This is a genomic window from Alteromonas sp. 4NH20-0104, from assembly GCF_057547795.1.
The window spans coordinates 61,386-74,023 of record NZ_BAAJLP010000025.1 but is presented as its reverse complement, the minus strand read 5'-3'; the positions used below and the strand labels follow the sequence as shown (position 1 = coordinate 74,023).

Below are 12,638 nucleotides of genomic sequence, written 5' to 3'. Positions count from 1 at the left end.
AGAACATGAAAATAGCCCTCGATCCGTATATGCATCGTCATATCCCCCTTGAAGAGTTGCCTGCTTTTGTTAAGGAAATGGGATACGACTACATTGAGTTATCACCGCGTGCAGACTTTTTGCAGTGGTGGACACGTCCACGTGTTTTCCCGGCTCGCGCAAAGGCGTTTAAACAAGCCATGAAAAACGAAGGCGTTGAGCTGGCAACACTGCAGCCAATGTATCGTTGGTCCAGTCCCTATAAAGATGAGTGGGAAATGGCCATGGACAACTGGAAGCGTACCATCGAAGTGGCTGTTGAGATGGAATGTGAGCTGCTGATTTCTGAGTTTGGTCGTGGTGGTTCGCCAGAGCGTTCTGCTGCTGATACCCAGGGTATTCACACTCCGGAAGCTTGTGAAAATGCTTTCTGGCGTTCTATGGATGTGTTGGTTCCGATTCTTGAGCGCGAAGGGTTAACTCTGAGTGTTGAACCACATCCGGAAGACTGGGTAGAAGAAATTTCCCCGGCTATGGACATTATCAGGACCATAAATTCGAAAGCGGTGAAAGCGTCTTATATTGCACCGCATTCATACTACTACGGCGATGACCTGGCTGAGTCTATTCGTCAAACCCAGGGTGAACTGGTTCACGCCCGGGTAGCGGATACCTTCAACCATAAAGCATCCTCGCAGTTGCGTTATATCGTCAATCCTCCGGGTTCCACTGCTCGCGTGCACCAGCACCTGAACATGGGCGAAGGTGAGATTGACTGGGATGTATTCTTCAAAACACTGCACGAAATTGGTTTCGACGGTGTGTTGTCGAGTTGTGTATTTGCATGGGAAGAAAACGCCGAAGCGTCGTCTAGATTCATGCGTGAAGAAATTCAACGTTACGTCAACAAGTACTGGGCGTAACAAGGTTTGGAGATGAAGATGAAAGTCAGAATTGGTGTTATTGGAACCGGCGCCATTGGGTGCGAACACGCTAAGCGTGTGAGTAAAGTATTAACTGGCGCCGAAGTGGTGGCAGTGACTGACGTAAACCTTGCTAGCTCAGAAAAGCTGGTAAAGGATCTGGGTATTGATGCCGTTGTATATAAAGACGGTCACGAACTGATTGCCGCGGGCGACGTTGATGCGGTACTGGTATGCTCCTGGGGGCCTACCCACGAAGAATATGTACTGGCAGCTATCGAGGCCGGTAAGTACGTTTTCTGCGAGAAGCCTTTAGCTACAACCGAAGAAGGTTGCCGCCGTATCGTGGATGCCGAAGTTGCCCATGGTAAGCGCCTGGTTCAAGTTGGCTTTATGCGCCCTTATGACTCAGGCTACCGCATGCTTAAACAGGCCATTAATGCTGGTGAGATTGGCGAGCCGTTAATGGTTCACTGTGCTCACCGGAATCCTGAAGTACCAGAGATGTATGTTACGCCAATGGCGATTCAGGACACGTTAGTTCACGAGCTGGACGTATTACGCTGGTTGCTGGATGATGATTATGTATCAGCTCAGGTTATTTTTCCGAGAACAACTAAATATTCGCACTCGAAACTGGCCGATCCACAAATAGTATTGTTGGAGACTGCCAAAGGTGTTCGTATTGATGTTGAGGTATTTGTAAACTGTAAATATGGATATGATATCCAGTGTTCGGTAGTTGGTGAAGAAGGTATTGCTAGCCTGCCTGAACCCATGTCTGTTTCAACTCGCCGTAATGCGAAGTTGTCACAAAATATTCTAACAGACTGGAAAAAGCGCTTTCTGGATGCATACGATGTTGAGTTACAAGACTTTATCGACGGTATTAAAGTGCGCAGCCTGACCGGCCCGACAGCCTGGGATGGTTTTGCTGCTGCAGTAGCGAGTGATGCTTGTGTTAAGGCACAGGAAAGTGGTGAGATCGTGTCGATCAATATGCCTCCCAGACCGCCGTTTTACAACGCCGAGTAAAGTGTTTCATCAAACCCCCGCTTAGCGGGGGTTTTTGATCAGGAACCTGAAAATTTCACTATGAGTAATCAATCTTCTTCACAGATCACTGCCCATTTACTCCTTGTGTCGGTGACCTTGTTGGCAGCCATGGGATGGTTGTTTTCTAAGTCGGCATTGCTGGCGATAACCCCAATGTACTTTTTAGCAATCAGGTTTTTTAGTTCTGCTTTGTTAATGGCTGCTATGAAGCCTCGGGTGGTGTTAAAAGCTTCGTCTGTTCAGATCAGAAATACGTTGTTAACCGGGCTGTTGCTAGGTGTTCAGACCTCTGTTTGGGCCGCGGCACTAGTTCTTTCTGACGGACTTGGCGTTGGCGCTTTCCTAATTAGCTTGAGTTTTTTACTCATCCCCGTAACCGGTTTAGCCTTTGGTTTTCGTGCTCAGTTACAAACCTGGATTGCTATCGTCATTGCATTACCGGGAATTTTACTATTAGCGTTAAGAAATGGCTTCAGTATGACCCAATCCGATATTTTGTTTATGGCTTCCGCTTTACTTTATGCCTTATATTTCAACATCAATGGCAGACTATGTGCAGGTATACCACCGGTAACCCAAACATTTTATCAAATGCTCTCGGCGAGTATTGCCTGTGTTGTAGCTTATCTCACCTTTGAATTGGATGCTAATCAGGAGCTGTCAACAGTTTGGCACTGGGTATTGTTAAGCGTTGTATTGGCTACTTGGTTGCGCTTTTTTTTGTTACTTAAAGCCCAAAGTATGTCACCTGAAGGACAGGGCGCAATCGTTATGACACTCGAACCCGTTTGGGTAGCCTTGCTCAGTATTCTCTTGCTGAAAGAAAAACTAAGCGTTGCTGCACTTAGTGGAATGGCAATTATTTTTGTTGCGTTACTAGTTAACTCCCTCGGTGTGGTTCGAGCGGCGCGGAGAGCAAGAAGATATAAACAAGTAGATGAAGAGAAGTAGGTTAAAAAAACCGGTCAGGCAGACTGGGTCCTGAAGCCTGACCAGTTGCGAAAAATGTTTAACCCTCATAATCAGGCGAATTGATCCAGTTATGTGCTTCTTCCCATACGAAACACCAGCGACGATTGGGACCTGCCATGACATTGAGGTAATAACTGTTGTAGCCGGCTAAGGTCGCTACAGGGTGGTATCCTTTAGGGACTTGTACCACGTCTTTGTTGTAGGCTGCCATGGATTCATCAATTTCACCGTCTTCGGTGTAAACGCGCTGAAAAACGAACCCTTGTGGCGGATCGATGCGGTGATAATAGGTTTCTTCCAGATACGTCTCATGCGGGGCATTATCCTGATCGTGTTTATGCGAAGGATAGGAGCTGGTATTCCCCTCATCGGTATAGACTTCTACCACTAACAAGCTGTCCGCCGGCTCTGTCTCGGGCAGAATGTTGTGCACATGACGCTTGTTGAAACCCTTACCGCGGGATTCAGAACCAATATCGTCCGGTGTGATTAAGCGGGCCTTGAAGCCTCCTTTACCAGGAGCTTTACATACTGCGATTTCGGCATTTGTTGTAGCCGTGACAGTGAAGTGATCATCATTTGGCAGATATACTGCGTATGGTTTTTTTCGTTCAAAGGGGCTCATTCTGTCGCCCACATCAGATAAGTCGAGATCGGTGGTTTTAATATCAGCCTTACCACCTACCAATACCAGACAAACTTCCTGATCTTCGGTTTGTTGTGAAAACGATTCGCCGGCTTTCAGCTCAAACACTTCAAACCCTACATATTTCCAGCCTGCTGAAGCAGGGGTGATATTTTGAGTCTGCGCCGTTTTGCCGGGCGGTTGATATTTTGATAATAATTCTGGCATTACAGTCGTCCTCTCAGGCAATTTGCTTATCTGATCAATAGGGTACCAATATAACGTTAATGAAAAAAATATTCCATAATTTTAACAAATGAAATTTAGTTTTCTTTTGTTGTCAGACTTAAAATAAGTGACAAAAAAATACCGTTCAGATCAAAGTTAGACCACTTGCTTATATGATTGGACAGCAACTGTGGCATTATGAAGTGAGTTGAGATTGGGAGTTGGAACTATGACCGTTGCTCTGCCGCCGCGACCGGACTGGTCGCATCTGATCAAGTCAGGTAGCCGGGTATTTGTTGGTGGGAATGCCGGAGTGCCTTACGCACTCATTGACGATCTAATTAAACACAGTAAAGGATTTAGCGATATCGAACTGGTGCACATGCTGGCACTGGGGGATACGCGCTGGGCAAAAGAAGAATACCGGCAGTTATTTAAGGTCAATACGTTCTTTATTCAGGGCGACGAAATTCGCCGCGCGGTGGATGAAGGCCGGGCTGACTATACACCGGTGTTTTTATCTGAAATGTCGAGCCTGTTCAGCGACGGTACCTTACCTCTGGATGCGGCCCTGGTGACGGTAAGCCCGCCGGATGAGTTTGGTTACTGTTCGCTGGGCGTGTCGGTAGATATCTCTATGTCGGCGGTACGAAATGCCACCATTGCGATTGCCCAGATTAACCCGCAGATGCCGCGCACAGCAGGTCACTCTTTTATTCATATCAGCGAATTTACCGCCTGTATTGAAGCCGATGAACCTTTACAGGAAATCGAAGCGCCTGCCATCGACAGTGTTACCGAACGGATAGGCCAGTATGTGGCCATGCTGGTGGAAGACGGTGCCACCCTGCAGTTTGGTGTAGGGAAAATTCCCAGCGCTACATTAAAGTATTTGCAGCGTCACAAAGACCTGGGTATTCATAGTGAAATGTTGTCAGACAGCATCATGGATATCATTGCCTCCGGGGCCATTACCAATCGCAAGAAAACCTTTCACCCGGGCAAAATTGTCACCAGTTTTTGTATGGGCAGTGAGCGGCTGTATAAGTTTGTCCACAATAATCCGCATATCGAATTTTACCCCAGCAGCTATGTGAACAAACCTACCAATATTGCCAAGAACGACACAATGATTTCCATTAACAGTGCGCTGGAGGTGGATTTAACCGGTCAGGTAGTAGCGGACTCGCTGGGCTATGATTTTTATAGCGGCATTGGCGGCCAGGTGGATTTTGTGTCGGGCGCGTCGATGAGTAAAGGCGGCAAACCGATTATCGCGATGCCGTCAACCGCGCAGAATGAAACCGTGTCGCGCATTGTTCCCTGTATTGCCGAAGGGTCAGGCGTTACGACTTCCCGTGGCAATGTACACTACATTGTTACCGAGTACGGAATAGCCTCACTACGCGGCAAGAGTATTCGTGAGCGGGCGCTTGAGCTGATCCGCGTGGCCCATCCTAAATTTCGCGCCCATCTGCTCGCCGAGGTGCGTAAAAACTACTGGGTACCGCACTTTCAGCAAAAATACCCCACGGATATTCCGGAGCTGGGCGCTATCCAGCTGCAGAAAATGGTCATCCAGGGCGAGACCTTCTACCTGCGGCCGCTTAACCCGGCCGATGAGCGGCGGTTGCAGGAATTTTTCTATTCGCATACCAAGGAAACCCTGCGTTTACGCTATAACTACGACCCTAAACAAATGTCGCGGGAGAAGTCCTGTAATCTGGTGAGCGTGGATCAGAACTCCGATGCAGCCTTGTGCATTGTGCGCCAGGAAGGCTCCCGTATTACTATTCACGCCGTCGGGCGATTTTATTACAACGAGCACGATAATTCCTGCGAAGCGGCTTTCGTTACCCGCGAAACGCAGCAGGGGAAAGGCATGGGCAGCCGCTTGCTGATCAAGCTTATCGACATTGCCCGCAAACGAAAAATCAACAAAATGCTGGCATTTTGCCGGGCCGACAACAAACCGATGATTGCTATTTTCGAACATCACGGGTTTAAACGCTTGTTCAGCGGTGACCCCAGTGAAGTCGAGCTGGAATTACCGCTGCTGGAGCAAGCGGAAAAGGCCGTGTCGGAACAGGAGACAGAGCATGACCATTAAAATTTATCGTGGCAAAGATTGCGTGCATCATGATGTGTCTCCTGAGCATCCGGAACACCCGGATCGGCTCTACGCTATTGACGATCAGCTATTATCTTCGGGCCTGGAAATGATTTGTCAGCACGGTGATGCCAGCCAGGTAAAAAGAGAGAACCTGGCGCTTGCTCACGATCCCTACTATGTAGACAGTATTTTTCAGCGCTCGCCGAGCACCGGCGTGATCTGGCTGGAACAGGATACCGGCATGACACCCATCACCCTGAGTGCGGCGTTATATGCTGCTGGCGCAGGCTGCGATGCAGTAGATTGGGTGATGGAAGGGGAAGATCGTCAGGCTTTTTGTGCCGTGCGCCCGCCAGGGCATCACGCCGAATACGACAATGCCATGGGCTTTTGCCTGTTTAACAATATTGCCGTGGCGGCCCGCTATGCGCTGAAAAAGTATGAACTGTCCCGCGTAGCGATTATCGACTTTGACGTTCACCACGGTAACGGCACTGAAAATATCATCGCCGGAGACAAGCAAATTTTAATGTGCTCGTCGTTTCAGCACCCGTTTTATCCTCACTCCGGTCATCCGGTGTCGGCCAGCAATATTTTAAGTGCGCCATTAAAAGCCGGGGCTACCGGTGCAGAGTTTCGTGAAAAAGTGACTTACTGGTTTGATGCAATGCGTAACTTTATGCCGCAACTAATATTAATCAGTGCCGGGTTTGACGCCCATGCCGAAGATGCTATGGGGCAGTTACGCCTGCGCGAAGATGATTACCACTGGGTAAGCAAACAACTGCGCACCGTGGCCGATGAGGTATGCCACGGGCGCATTGTGAGTATGCTGGAAGGCGGTTACAACCAAAGCGCTTTAGGGCGTAGTGTGGTGGCACATATTAAAGGCTTACACGGCGACGAACAGAGTCACTGAAACACGGCTTATACGGCGCAGAAGCAGCCTTTAACATCGCTGTTAATACTGGCGCCGTAGTAGTCGGCTGAGGTGGCGGCTTGTTTAATCCGGCTCACCAGGTTTGTGCCGGTAAAGCAGCCGTAACCAATGGCATAAGGGCCAAGGTAGCGCAGCTGCCCGGCGTTATCGACCACAGCGAGTGCCGGGTAATGGTCTACATAGCGTTTTAGGGCCGGGTGTTCCGCCAACGATAACTGCTTAAGCTGATAGCCTTCACCAGCCAGCTCCCTGGAAAGCTCCTGACGATGAGACTCAGTGAGTTGATCGCAATAACAATCGCCGTTTGACACCATATGCACCAGGGTGCCCGGGGCAACACCAGCATGGGTTAATGCCTTGGTAAAGGCTTGGTCAAACTGCGGGTCACTGGCCGCCTGGGCCAGTAACATTGAAGGGTCGAAAGGTTTGATCTGGTTAACACTGGCAAGGCCCAGCAGGCCCAGAATGGTCAGCGCCCACACCGCAACAATCAGGATAATGGTTCGCTGCGTCATTACACCACGAAGCGTTTAACCGTTTGCAGCATGCGCTGACACATCTCGGCCAGCTGTACTGACTTGGCCTCGAGTGCCTCGGCAGTCCTCGCCTCCAAGTTTGCCAGTTCATGAATGGTTGCCGTACTCTGGGCAATTGAGCTTGAAGCAGATTCCTGCTCTACCGCCGAAGTAGCGACTTCCATCATATTGTCGCTGGCCGCCTGAATTTTATCTTCAATGCTGTTCATAAAGCTGGCGGCGGTGTCGGAGGTGCTTACCGCTTCATCGACCAATTCAATACACTGATTCATTTGTGTTACCGATGAGGCGGTACTGGATACCAGCTGCTCAGTGATGGTGGTGATTTCATCGGCGCTTTCTTTTGAACGTATGGCCAATGTACGCACTTCATCGGCAACTACTGCAAAGCCGCGGCCATGTTCGCCGGCACGGGCCGACTCAATCGCTGCATTCAGGGCCAGCAGATTGGTTTGTTCTGCCACCGCCGTAATAGAGCGCATAGCATCAGAAATATTGGCACAACGTTCGTTAAGTTCCTGATTCGTTCTGGCAGCGTTATTCAGCCGATCGCGCAGCGAGTTGATGGTGGCCGTGGCGCTCTCCACCGCAGCACGGGATTCACCGGTAGTGTAGCGCGCATCTTTGGTTCTGTCGTTGGCAGCAGTAGTGCGCTCTGAGGAGTCTTGTAGCGTTACCGCAATTTCCTCTGAAGCAACCGAAATAGCGCCAATTTCATGACTACTTTGTTGTACGTGTTCGTTTAATTCCTTAGTAGATGACTGCATAAACTCACTGGCGCTGGCCACATCATTAGCCAGCGACGACGCATCGTGGACTAACTGACGGAGTGAGGCGAGTAGTTCGTCGAAGCGCTTTAGCATGGGGATGGACTTGTCGACCTCCACACGCAAGTTAATATGCTGCCGATCGGCCAGAATTTTATTGATTGCTGCGTCAAGCTCTGCGCCACCAATTCCCTCATCGTGGCTGCGTTTGGTCATGTACATCAGGATGCCGCCTTCTACTAAGGCAAATAATGCATGCAGCACCAATATGGTAAAGGTGACGTGGCCTTCCTCAAACGCGTACACTGCAACCTCATTTACCTGGAGCAGGAAAAAACCAATGTGATGGACTGCTATAACCACAACGGCTGAGGTAATCACTTTCCAGTTGCGAAATACTGCCAACACAGCCAGTAAGGCGAAAATTTCAAAGTGTACTTCGGTCAGCCCATACGCCTGGTGAATGTGTAGCGCTGTCATTAGCTGGGTGCCTATGCCCATAGCATGGGCACTGATTTCGGCTTCAGGATTGTTAAAGCTGAGGAACAGCGGTAGTGCAATGATGGGGATACCTAACCAAAAGGCAATGAATAGCTCACCGGTTACTAAGCCAATAATAATTGCCAGTACCAGCTGAGCGATTAACACACCGCGAAAAATTTTATGTCCTTCCGACACCCACGAATACATAGTAACGACTCCAGAGTTTTTGTTAAGTGTAGGTGAGAAATCGAATCATGCCAGCGAACCAGATCAATCTTTAGTGCAATAGATGATCTGTCGGGGCAAAAAATTTCCTTTATCTTACAGCCACTTCTTCCAGAGCATGGCGAAAAGCATAAAGACTGCCAGCACGCCCATCGATAACATCAACAGGGTAAAGGCATTGGGCGTTTCGGTGCCTGGCAATCCGGCAACGTTCATACCAAAGACCCCGGTTAAAAACGACAACGGTAGAAATATGGCGGTTATCATGGAAAGCACATACATGCGGATGTTCTGCTTGTCGGCTATCTGGTTACGCAGTTCATCCTGCAACACAATGGCGCGCTCACGGGCAAGATCCAAGTCCTCAATCGAACGGGTCATACGGTCTGACTGGTCACGCAGATCAAACGCCAGTGAATCGGGAATTAATCCGGGCACACGCACCAGGGTCTCCAGGGCATCGCGTTGCGGTGCGAGGTGGCGACGAATGCTGGCGGTCTGGCGGCGCAACATAGCCAGTTGGTTACGGTCCTGTTTATTGAGTGACTCCTGCGCCTCATAATCGCCAAGCGACTCATCAATATCTTCCACTTTATCGTGAATGCGGTCGGCAATGCGGGTTAACAGCGCAATCAGCAGTTCAGTGGTAGAGCCGGGCACTTCTCCTTGTTCCAGGCTGGTACGGGTATCCTGCACACTCATTAATTTGCGGTCATGACGACGTGCGGTGACAATCAGAGAGCCAGAAATCCACAGCCGCAGAGATACCATGTCTTCTGGCTCGGCACCCGGGTTCACATTAATGCCGCGCAGGAAAACCAGTGCGCCTCGGTTAACCGGGATCACCCGGGGGCGGGTTTGCAGTGCCATCAGGCTGTCACTGACGTCTTCCGACAGGCCAAGGCCGTGCAGCAGAGCGGCAGCTTCGGGCGCATCAGACTGGATATGAACCCAGCGGTAGCCTTGTTCAGGCAGCACTGAGGTAAGTTGTGCTGCATCAAGTGTATCGGTTTCACCCGAAGGCTTAACATCATAAGCCCATAAAAAGGCATCGTTTAATTGTGCCATTACGTATTCCTGGAAGGTTTAACCAATTGCAAAGTGCCATCCAGATGAACGTCACGCTGCGGAAAGGCTATCACTATGTCATGCTCAGCAAAGAGCTCATCAATGGTAAAACGCACCTGACTGCGGATGACCCGCAGGTCACGTTCTTTGGTGGCATTTACCCAAAAGAACGTCTCAAACATCAGCGCGTTATCACCAAAATCATCAAAAATAACCACCGGTTTTGGTTCGGTGAGTAGATCTTCCTGCTTTAACGTGGCTTCCTCAATCAGGCGGGCAACCAATTTGCAGTTTGAACCATAGGCAACCCCAACCCGCACTGATGTACGCGTAAGGTTGTCGATAAGTGTCCAGTTCACCACCGTGTTTTCCAGCAATTTACTGTTCGGGATCAGCATGTGTACACCATCAACCCGGCGAACCCGGGTGGAGCGGGTATTAATGGTTTCAACGGTTCCGCGGGCTCCGTCAACTTCCAGAAAGTCGCCAATTCGAATCGGACGCTCCCACATTAAAATCCAACCGGAAATAAAATTATTAATAATGTTCTGTGCGCCAAAGCCCACGCCAATGGCCACCGCACCGGATAAAAATGCAAAAGCGGTCAGCGGCACGTTCATTACATCCAGCGTGGTAACGATTAAAATCGCTCCGGCAATGATATAGAACAGCCGTTTGAATAAGTGAATCGTGTCGGCACTGGCGCCGGATTCCCGCAACCGGTAGGTCGCAATATGAGCCAGCTTTTTCATCAGCCAGATACCCACCACATAGATCAGTGGAACCGCCACCAAATCACCGCTGGTAAAGGTAATATCAAACAGGGTAAACAGGTCTTTCGACAGAAAGTTTTTGACTTGCGCTACTATTTCTTCCACTGGTTTTATCCCTATTTATCGGTGGCGCACATAATAAGTGTGCTATTGATTAATGCAAATAACTTAGGCGAAAACAAGCCCGCTTTAATTTTGTCTTTACGATGAAAATTATTGATACGAACAAAATCATGGCACTATCAGAGCTGCCTAACTTTGGTTTGGATCATCTGAAATAGGGACACTACGTTTGGCCCAGTAGCTGGCAAACAGCGCTCCGGAAAGATTGTGCCAGATACTAAAGATAGCACCGGGCAGGGCGCTGGCCGCCGAGAAGTACTTTAACGCCAGGGCCACGCTGAGGCCGGAGTTCTGCATGCCGACTTCTATGGCTACGGTTCTGGCGACTACCGTGTTGTAGCCTAGTTTACGGCAAAGCCAGTACCCACACCCGAGACCAACAAGGTTGTGCAGCACCACCGCACCCACCACCGGCCAGGCAACGGTATTCAGATTATCGCTGTTAAGTGCCACCACGATGGCGATGATGAGCAAAATAGCCGCCATGGAAAATACGGAACAGACTGGCGCAATGGCGGCTAACCGGTGCTTAAAAATCTGGTTCAACAGCATGCCGGCGGCAACGGGCAGCAAAATAACTTTAACCAGCATGCCCAGCATCGACATGGCTGGTACGTCGATACTTTTTCCTAAATACAGCCAGGTGAGTAGCGGCAGCATCGGGACAGCAATCAGGGTGGAAACCATGGTCATGCTCACCGACAGCGCAACATTGCCTTTGGCTAAATAGGCCATCACGTTGGAGGCTGTGCCACCGGCGGTAGCGCCTACCAGCATCATGCCTATCATCAACGCCTCCGATAACCCCAGTAGCAGCGCAATCAGCCACGCCGCTACAGGCATGATAATGAACTGGATAGCCACGCCAGCCGCCACTACGCGTCGGTAATGCAATACCTGAACGAAATCACGCCATTTCAATGTGAGTCCCATGGCCAGCATTACCAATACCAGTAGGGGTACAATAAGCGTTTTTAACTCAACCAATACAGCCGGGAACAGGTAGGCAACCGTGCTTATCAATAGTGCCAGTACCGGAAACAAATAAATGGCCACCGCAACTCTCATTAGCAAATCCAAACTGACTTAAGTCTATCATTGCTGAGTCTGTTAGCGGCAATTTCATAAGCGTGCCAGCTTGTGGATTTTGGTGTAGTCCCGGAGCCGACAGACAATCGTTACATGACAAAAGTCCGCTATTTAAATGCCATCTTGCTCTGTGCGTGGTGCCTGAAAAGTAAAAATCTGGTAGCCTTATCAGCCTATTAATCTGCTGATGTGGCCCTATGAAGTACCTTAGTCGTGTTTGGATTTGCCTGCTTACCTTGCTGGCGGTAGTGCCTGCAGTGCAGGCATTCACAATGACCTTTTCTGAAAATCAGTTAAATAGCATGGTAACTGCGGTGTTTCCTCAGCAACGCACCTTTGATGATGTGGTGTTTACCTTTTCTGACCCCTTTGTTGAGCTGGACCCGCTGGAAGATGAAGTCAACGTAAAGGTTACCGTGCTGGCTGAGCAAAATGGTCAGCAACTAAAAGCCAAAGCAGAAATAACCGGGCAAATTGCTTATCACCATCAACTTGCTCAGCTTCGGCTGATTGAGCCCCGTCTGGATAAACTGAAAGTGTTGAGTAACCAGGCGGTGGTCTCTAACAGTCTGGTTAATGGTATTAAGCGCCTGGAAGGGAAACGCGTGCCGGTGATCCTGCTGTTAGATTTTGACGATTTGGACATGGCGGCGTTCGGTATTCAAAAGCCCAAACGGATCGACATCACCAGCAAAGGCTTGCTCATCGAAATATAACTTCTTACCGCAGAGACTATTT

The 12,638-nt window shown here is 49.5% G+C and carries 12 protein-coding genes; 6 read left to right on the top strand and 6 right to left on the bottom strand.

Features of this window, described 5'->3' with window-relative positions; genetic code table 11:
- Nucleotides 1–5: 5 nt before the first annotated feature.
- Genes AC27IB_RS16995 through AC27IB_RS16985 form a run of 3 tightly spaced genes read left to right on the top strand, consistent with a single transcriptional unit; the run spans nt 6 to nt 2,909 of the window.
- Nucleotides 6–902, top strand: a complete 897-nt coding sequence (locus AC27IB_RS16995) for a sugar phosphate isomerase/epimerase family protein (RefSeq protein ID WP_487122399.1) — start codon at nt 6–8, stop codon at nt 900–902.
- Between the two features lie 18 nt (nt 903–920).
- A complete protein-coding gene (iolG, locus tag AC27IB_RS16990) occupies nt 921–1,937 on the top strand; it encodes a bifunctional inositol 2-dehydrogenase/D-chiro-inositol 1-dehydrogenase (RefSeq protein ID WP_487122397.1) in 1,017 nt (338 codons plus the stop codon).
- Nucleotides 1,938–1,997: 60 nt separating this feature from the next.
- The gene (locus AC27IB_RS16985) at nt 1,998–2,909 is read left to right on the top strand and encodes a DMT family transporter (RefSeq protein WP_487122395.1); all 912 of its coding nucleotides are present in this window, start codon (nt 1,998–2,000) and stop codon (nt 2,907–2,909) included.
- 58 nt (nt 2,910–2,967) lie between these two features.
- On the opposite strand, the gene iolB is transcribed toward AC27IB_RS16985, so the two are convergent.
- Nucleotides 2,968–3,783, bottom strand: coding sequence for a 5-deoxy-glucuronate isomerase (iolB, locus tag AC27IB_RS16980; RefSeq protein WP_487122393.1), 816 nt, complete (start codon nt 3,781–3,783; stop codon nt 2,968–2,970).
- A 229-nt stretch (nt 3,784–4,012) separates the two neighbouring features.
- Here iolB and AC27IB_RS16975 point away from each other — a divergent pair, with 229 nt between their 5' ends.
- Together AC27IB_RS16975 and AC27IB_RS16970 are read left to right on the top strand one after the other, a co-directional pair.
- Complete coding sequence (locus AC27IB_RS16975; RefSeq protein ID WP_487122391.1) at nt 4,013–5,893, top strand: GNAT family N-acetyltransferase; 1,881 nt, start codon at nt 4,013–4,015, stop codon at nt 5,891–5,893.
- Nucleotides 5,883–6,815, top strand: coding sequence for a histone deacetylase family protein (locus tag AC27IB_RS16970; protein ID WP_296051342.1), 933 nt, complete (start codon nt 5,883–5,885; stop codon nt 6,813–6,815). Before AC27IB_RS16975 ends, AC27IB_RS16970 begins: the two co-directional genes overlap by 11 nt.
- Nucleotides 6,816–6,823: 8 nt before the next feature.
- Here the strand turns inward: AC27IB_RS16970 and AC27IB_RS16965 are convergent, their stop codons facing one another.
- The 5 genes from AC27IB_RS16965 to AC27IB_RS16945 form a co-directional block, all read right to left on the bottom strand.
- Nucleotides 6,824–7,351, bottom strand: a complete 528-nt coding sequence (locus AC27IB_RS16965; RefSeq protein WP_296051339.1) for a DUF6436 domain-containing protein — start codon at nt 7,349–7,351, stop codon at nt 6,824–6,826.
- Nucleotides 7,351–8,829, bottom strand: coding sequence for a methyl-accepting chemotaxis protein (locus tag AC27IB_RS16960; protein WP_296051336.1), 1,479 nt, complete (start codon nt 8,827–8,829; stop codon nt 7,351–7,353). Before AC27IB_RS16960 ends, AC27IB_RS16965 begins: the two co-directional genes overlap by 1 nt.
- A 114-nt stretch (nt 8,830–8,943) precedes the next feature.
- Nucleotides 8,944–9,915: a zinc transporter ZntB gene (locus AC27IB_RS16955; RefSeq protein WP_296050013.1), complete on the bottom strand. Its 972-nt coding sequence runs from the start codon at nt 9,913–9,915 to the stop codon at nt 8,944–8,946.
- A complete protein-coding gene (locus tag AC27IB_RS16950) occupies nt 9,915–10,784 on the bottom strand; it encodes a mechanosensitive ion channel family protein (protein WP_296050016.1) in 870 nt (289 codons plus the stop codon). The genes AC27IB_RS16955 and AC27IB_RS16950 overlap by 1 nt, the downstream gene beginning before the upstream one ends.
- A gap of 156 nt (nt 10,785–10,940) precedes the next feature.
- Nucleotides 10,941–11,879 (bottom strand): bile acid:sodium symporter family protein, encoded by a 939-nt coding sequence (locus AC27IB_RS16945; RefSeq protein ID WP_296050011.1) that lies wholly within the window; start codon nt 11,877–11,879, stop codon nt 10,941–10,943.
- Nucleotides 11,880–12,097: 218 nt separating this feature from the next.
- Here AC27IB_RS16945 and AC27IB_RS16940 point away from each other — a divergent pair, with 218 nt between their 5' ends.
- A complete protein-coding gene (locus tag AC27IB_RS16940) occupies nt 12,098–12,616 on the top strand; it encodes a hypothetical protein (protein WP_296050009.1) in 519 nt (172 codons plus the stop codon).
- Nucleotides 12,617–12,638 lie beyond the last annotated feature (22 nt).

Bases quoted from the DNA above. Each gene is read 5' to 3' on its own strand.
- AC27IB_RS16945 (WP_296050011.1), bottom strand. From the start codon at position 11,879: ATGAGAGTTGCGGTGGCCATTTATTTGTTTCCGGTACTGGCACTATTG.
- iolG (WP_487122397.1), top strand. From the start codon at position 921: ATGAAAGTCAGAATTGGTGTTATTGGAACCGGCGCCATTGGGTGCGAA.
- AC27IB_RS16995 (WP_487122399.1), top strand. From the start codon at position 6: ATGAAAATAGCCCTCGATCCGTATATGCATCGTCATATCCCCCTTGAA.
- AC27IB_RS16970 (WP_296051342.1), top strand. From the start codon at position 5,883: ATGACCATTAAAATTTATCGTGGCAAAGATTGCGTGCATCATGATGTG.
- AC27IB_RS16955 (WP_296050013.1), bottom strand. From the start codon at position 9,915: ATGGCACAATTAAACGATGCCTTTTTATGGGCTTATGATGTTAAGCCT.
- AC27IB_RS16960 (WP_296051336.1), bottom strand. From the start codon at position 8,829: ATGTATTCGTGGGTGTCGGAAGGACATAAAATTTTTCGCGGTGTGTTA.
- AC27IB_RS16975 (WP_487122391.1), top strand. From the start codon at position 4,013: ATGACCGTTGCTCTGCCGCCGCGACCGGACTGGTCGCATCTGATCAAG.
- AC27IB_RS16940 (WP_296050009.1), top strand. From the start codon at position 12,098: ATGAAGTACCTTAGTCGTGTTTGGATTTGCCTGCTTACCTTGCTGGCG.
- AC27IB_RS16985 (WP_487122395.1), top strand. From the start codon at position 1,998: ATGAGTAATCAATCTTCTTCACAGATCACTGCCCATTTACTCCTTGTG.
- AC27IB_RS16965 (WP_296051339.1), bottom strand. From the start codon at position 7,351: ATGACGCAGCGAACCATTATCCTGATTGTTGCGGTGTGGGCGCTGACC.
- iolB (WP_487122393.1), bottom strand. From the start codon at position 3,783: ATGCCAGAATTATTATCAAAATATCAACCGCCCGGCAAAACGGCGCAG.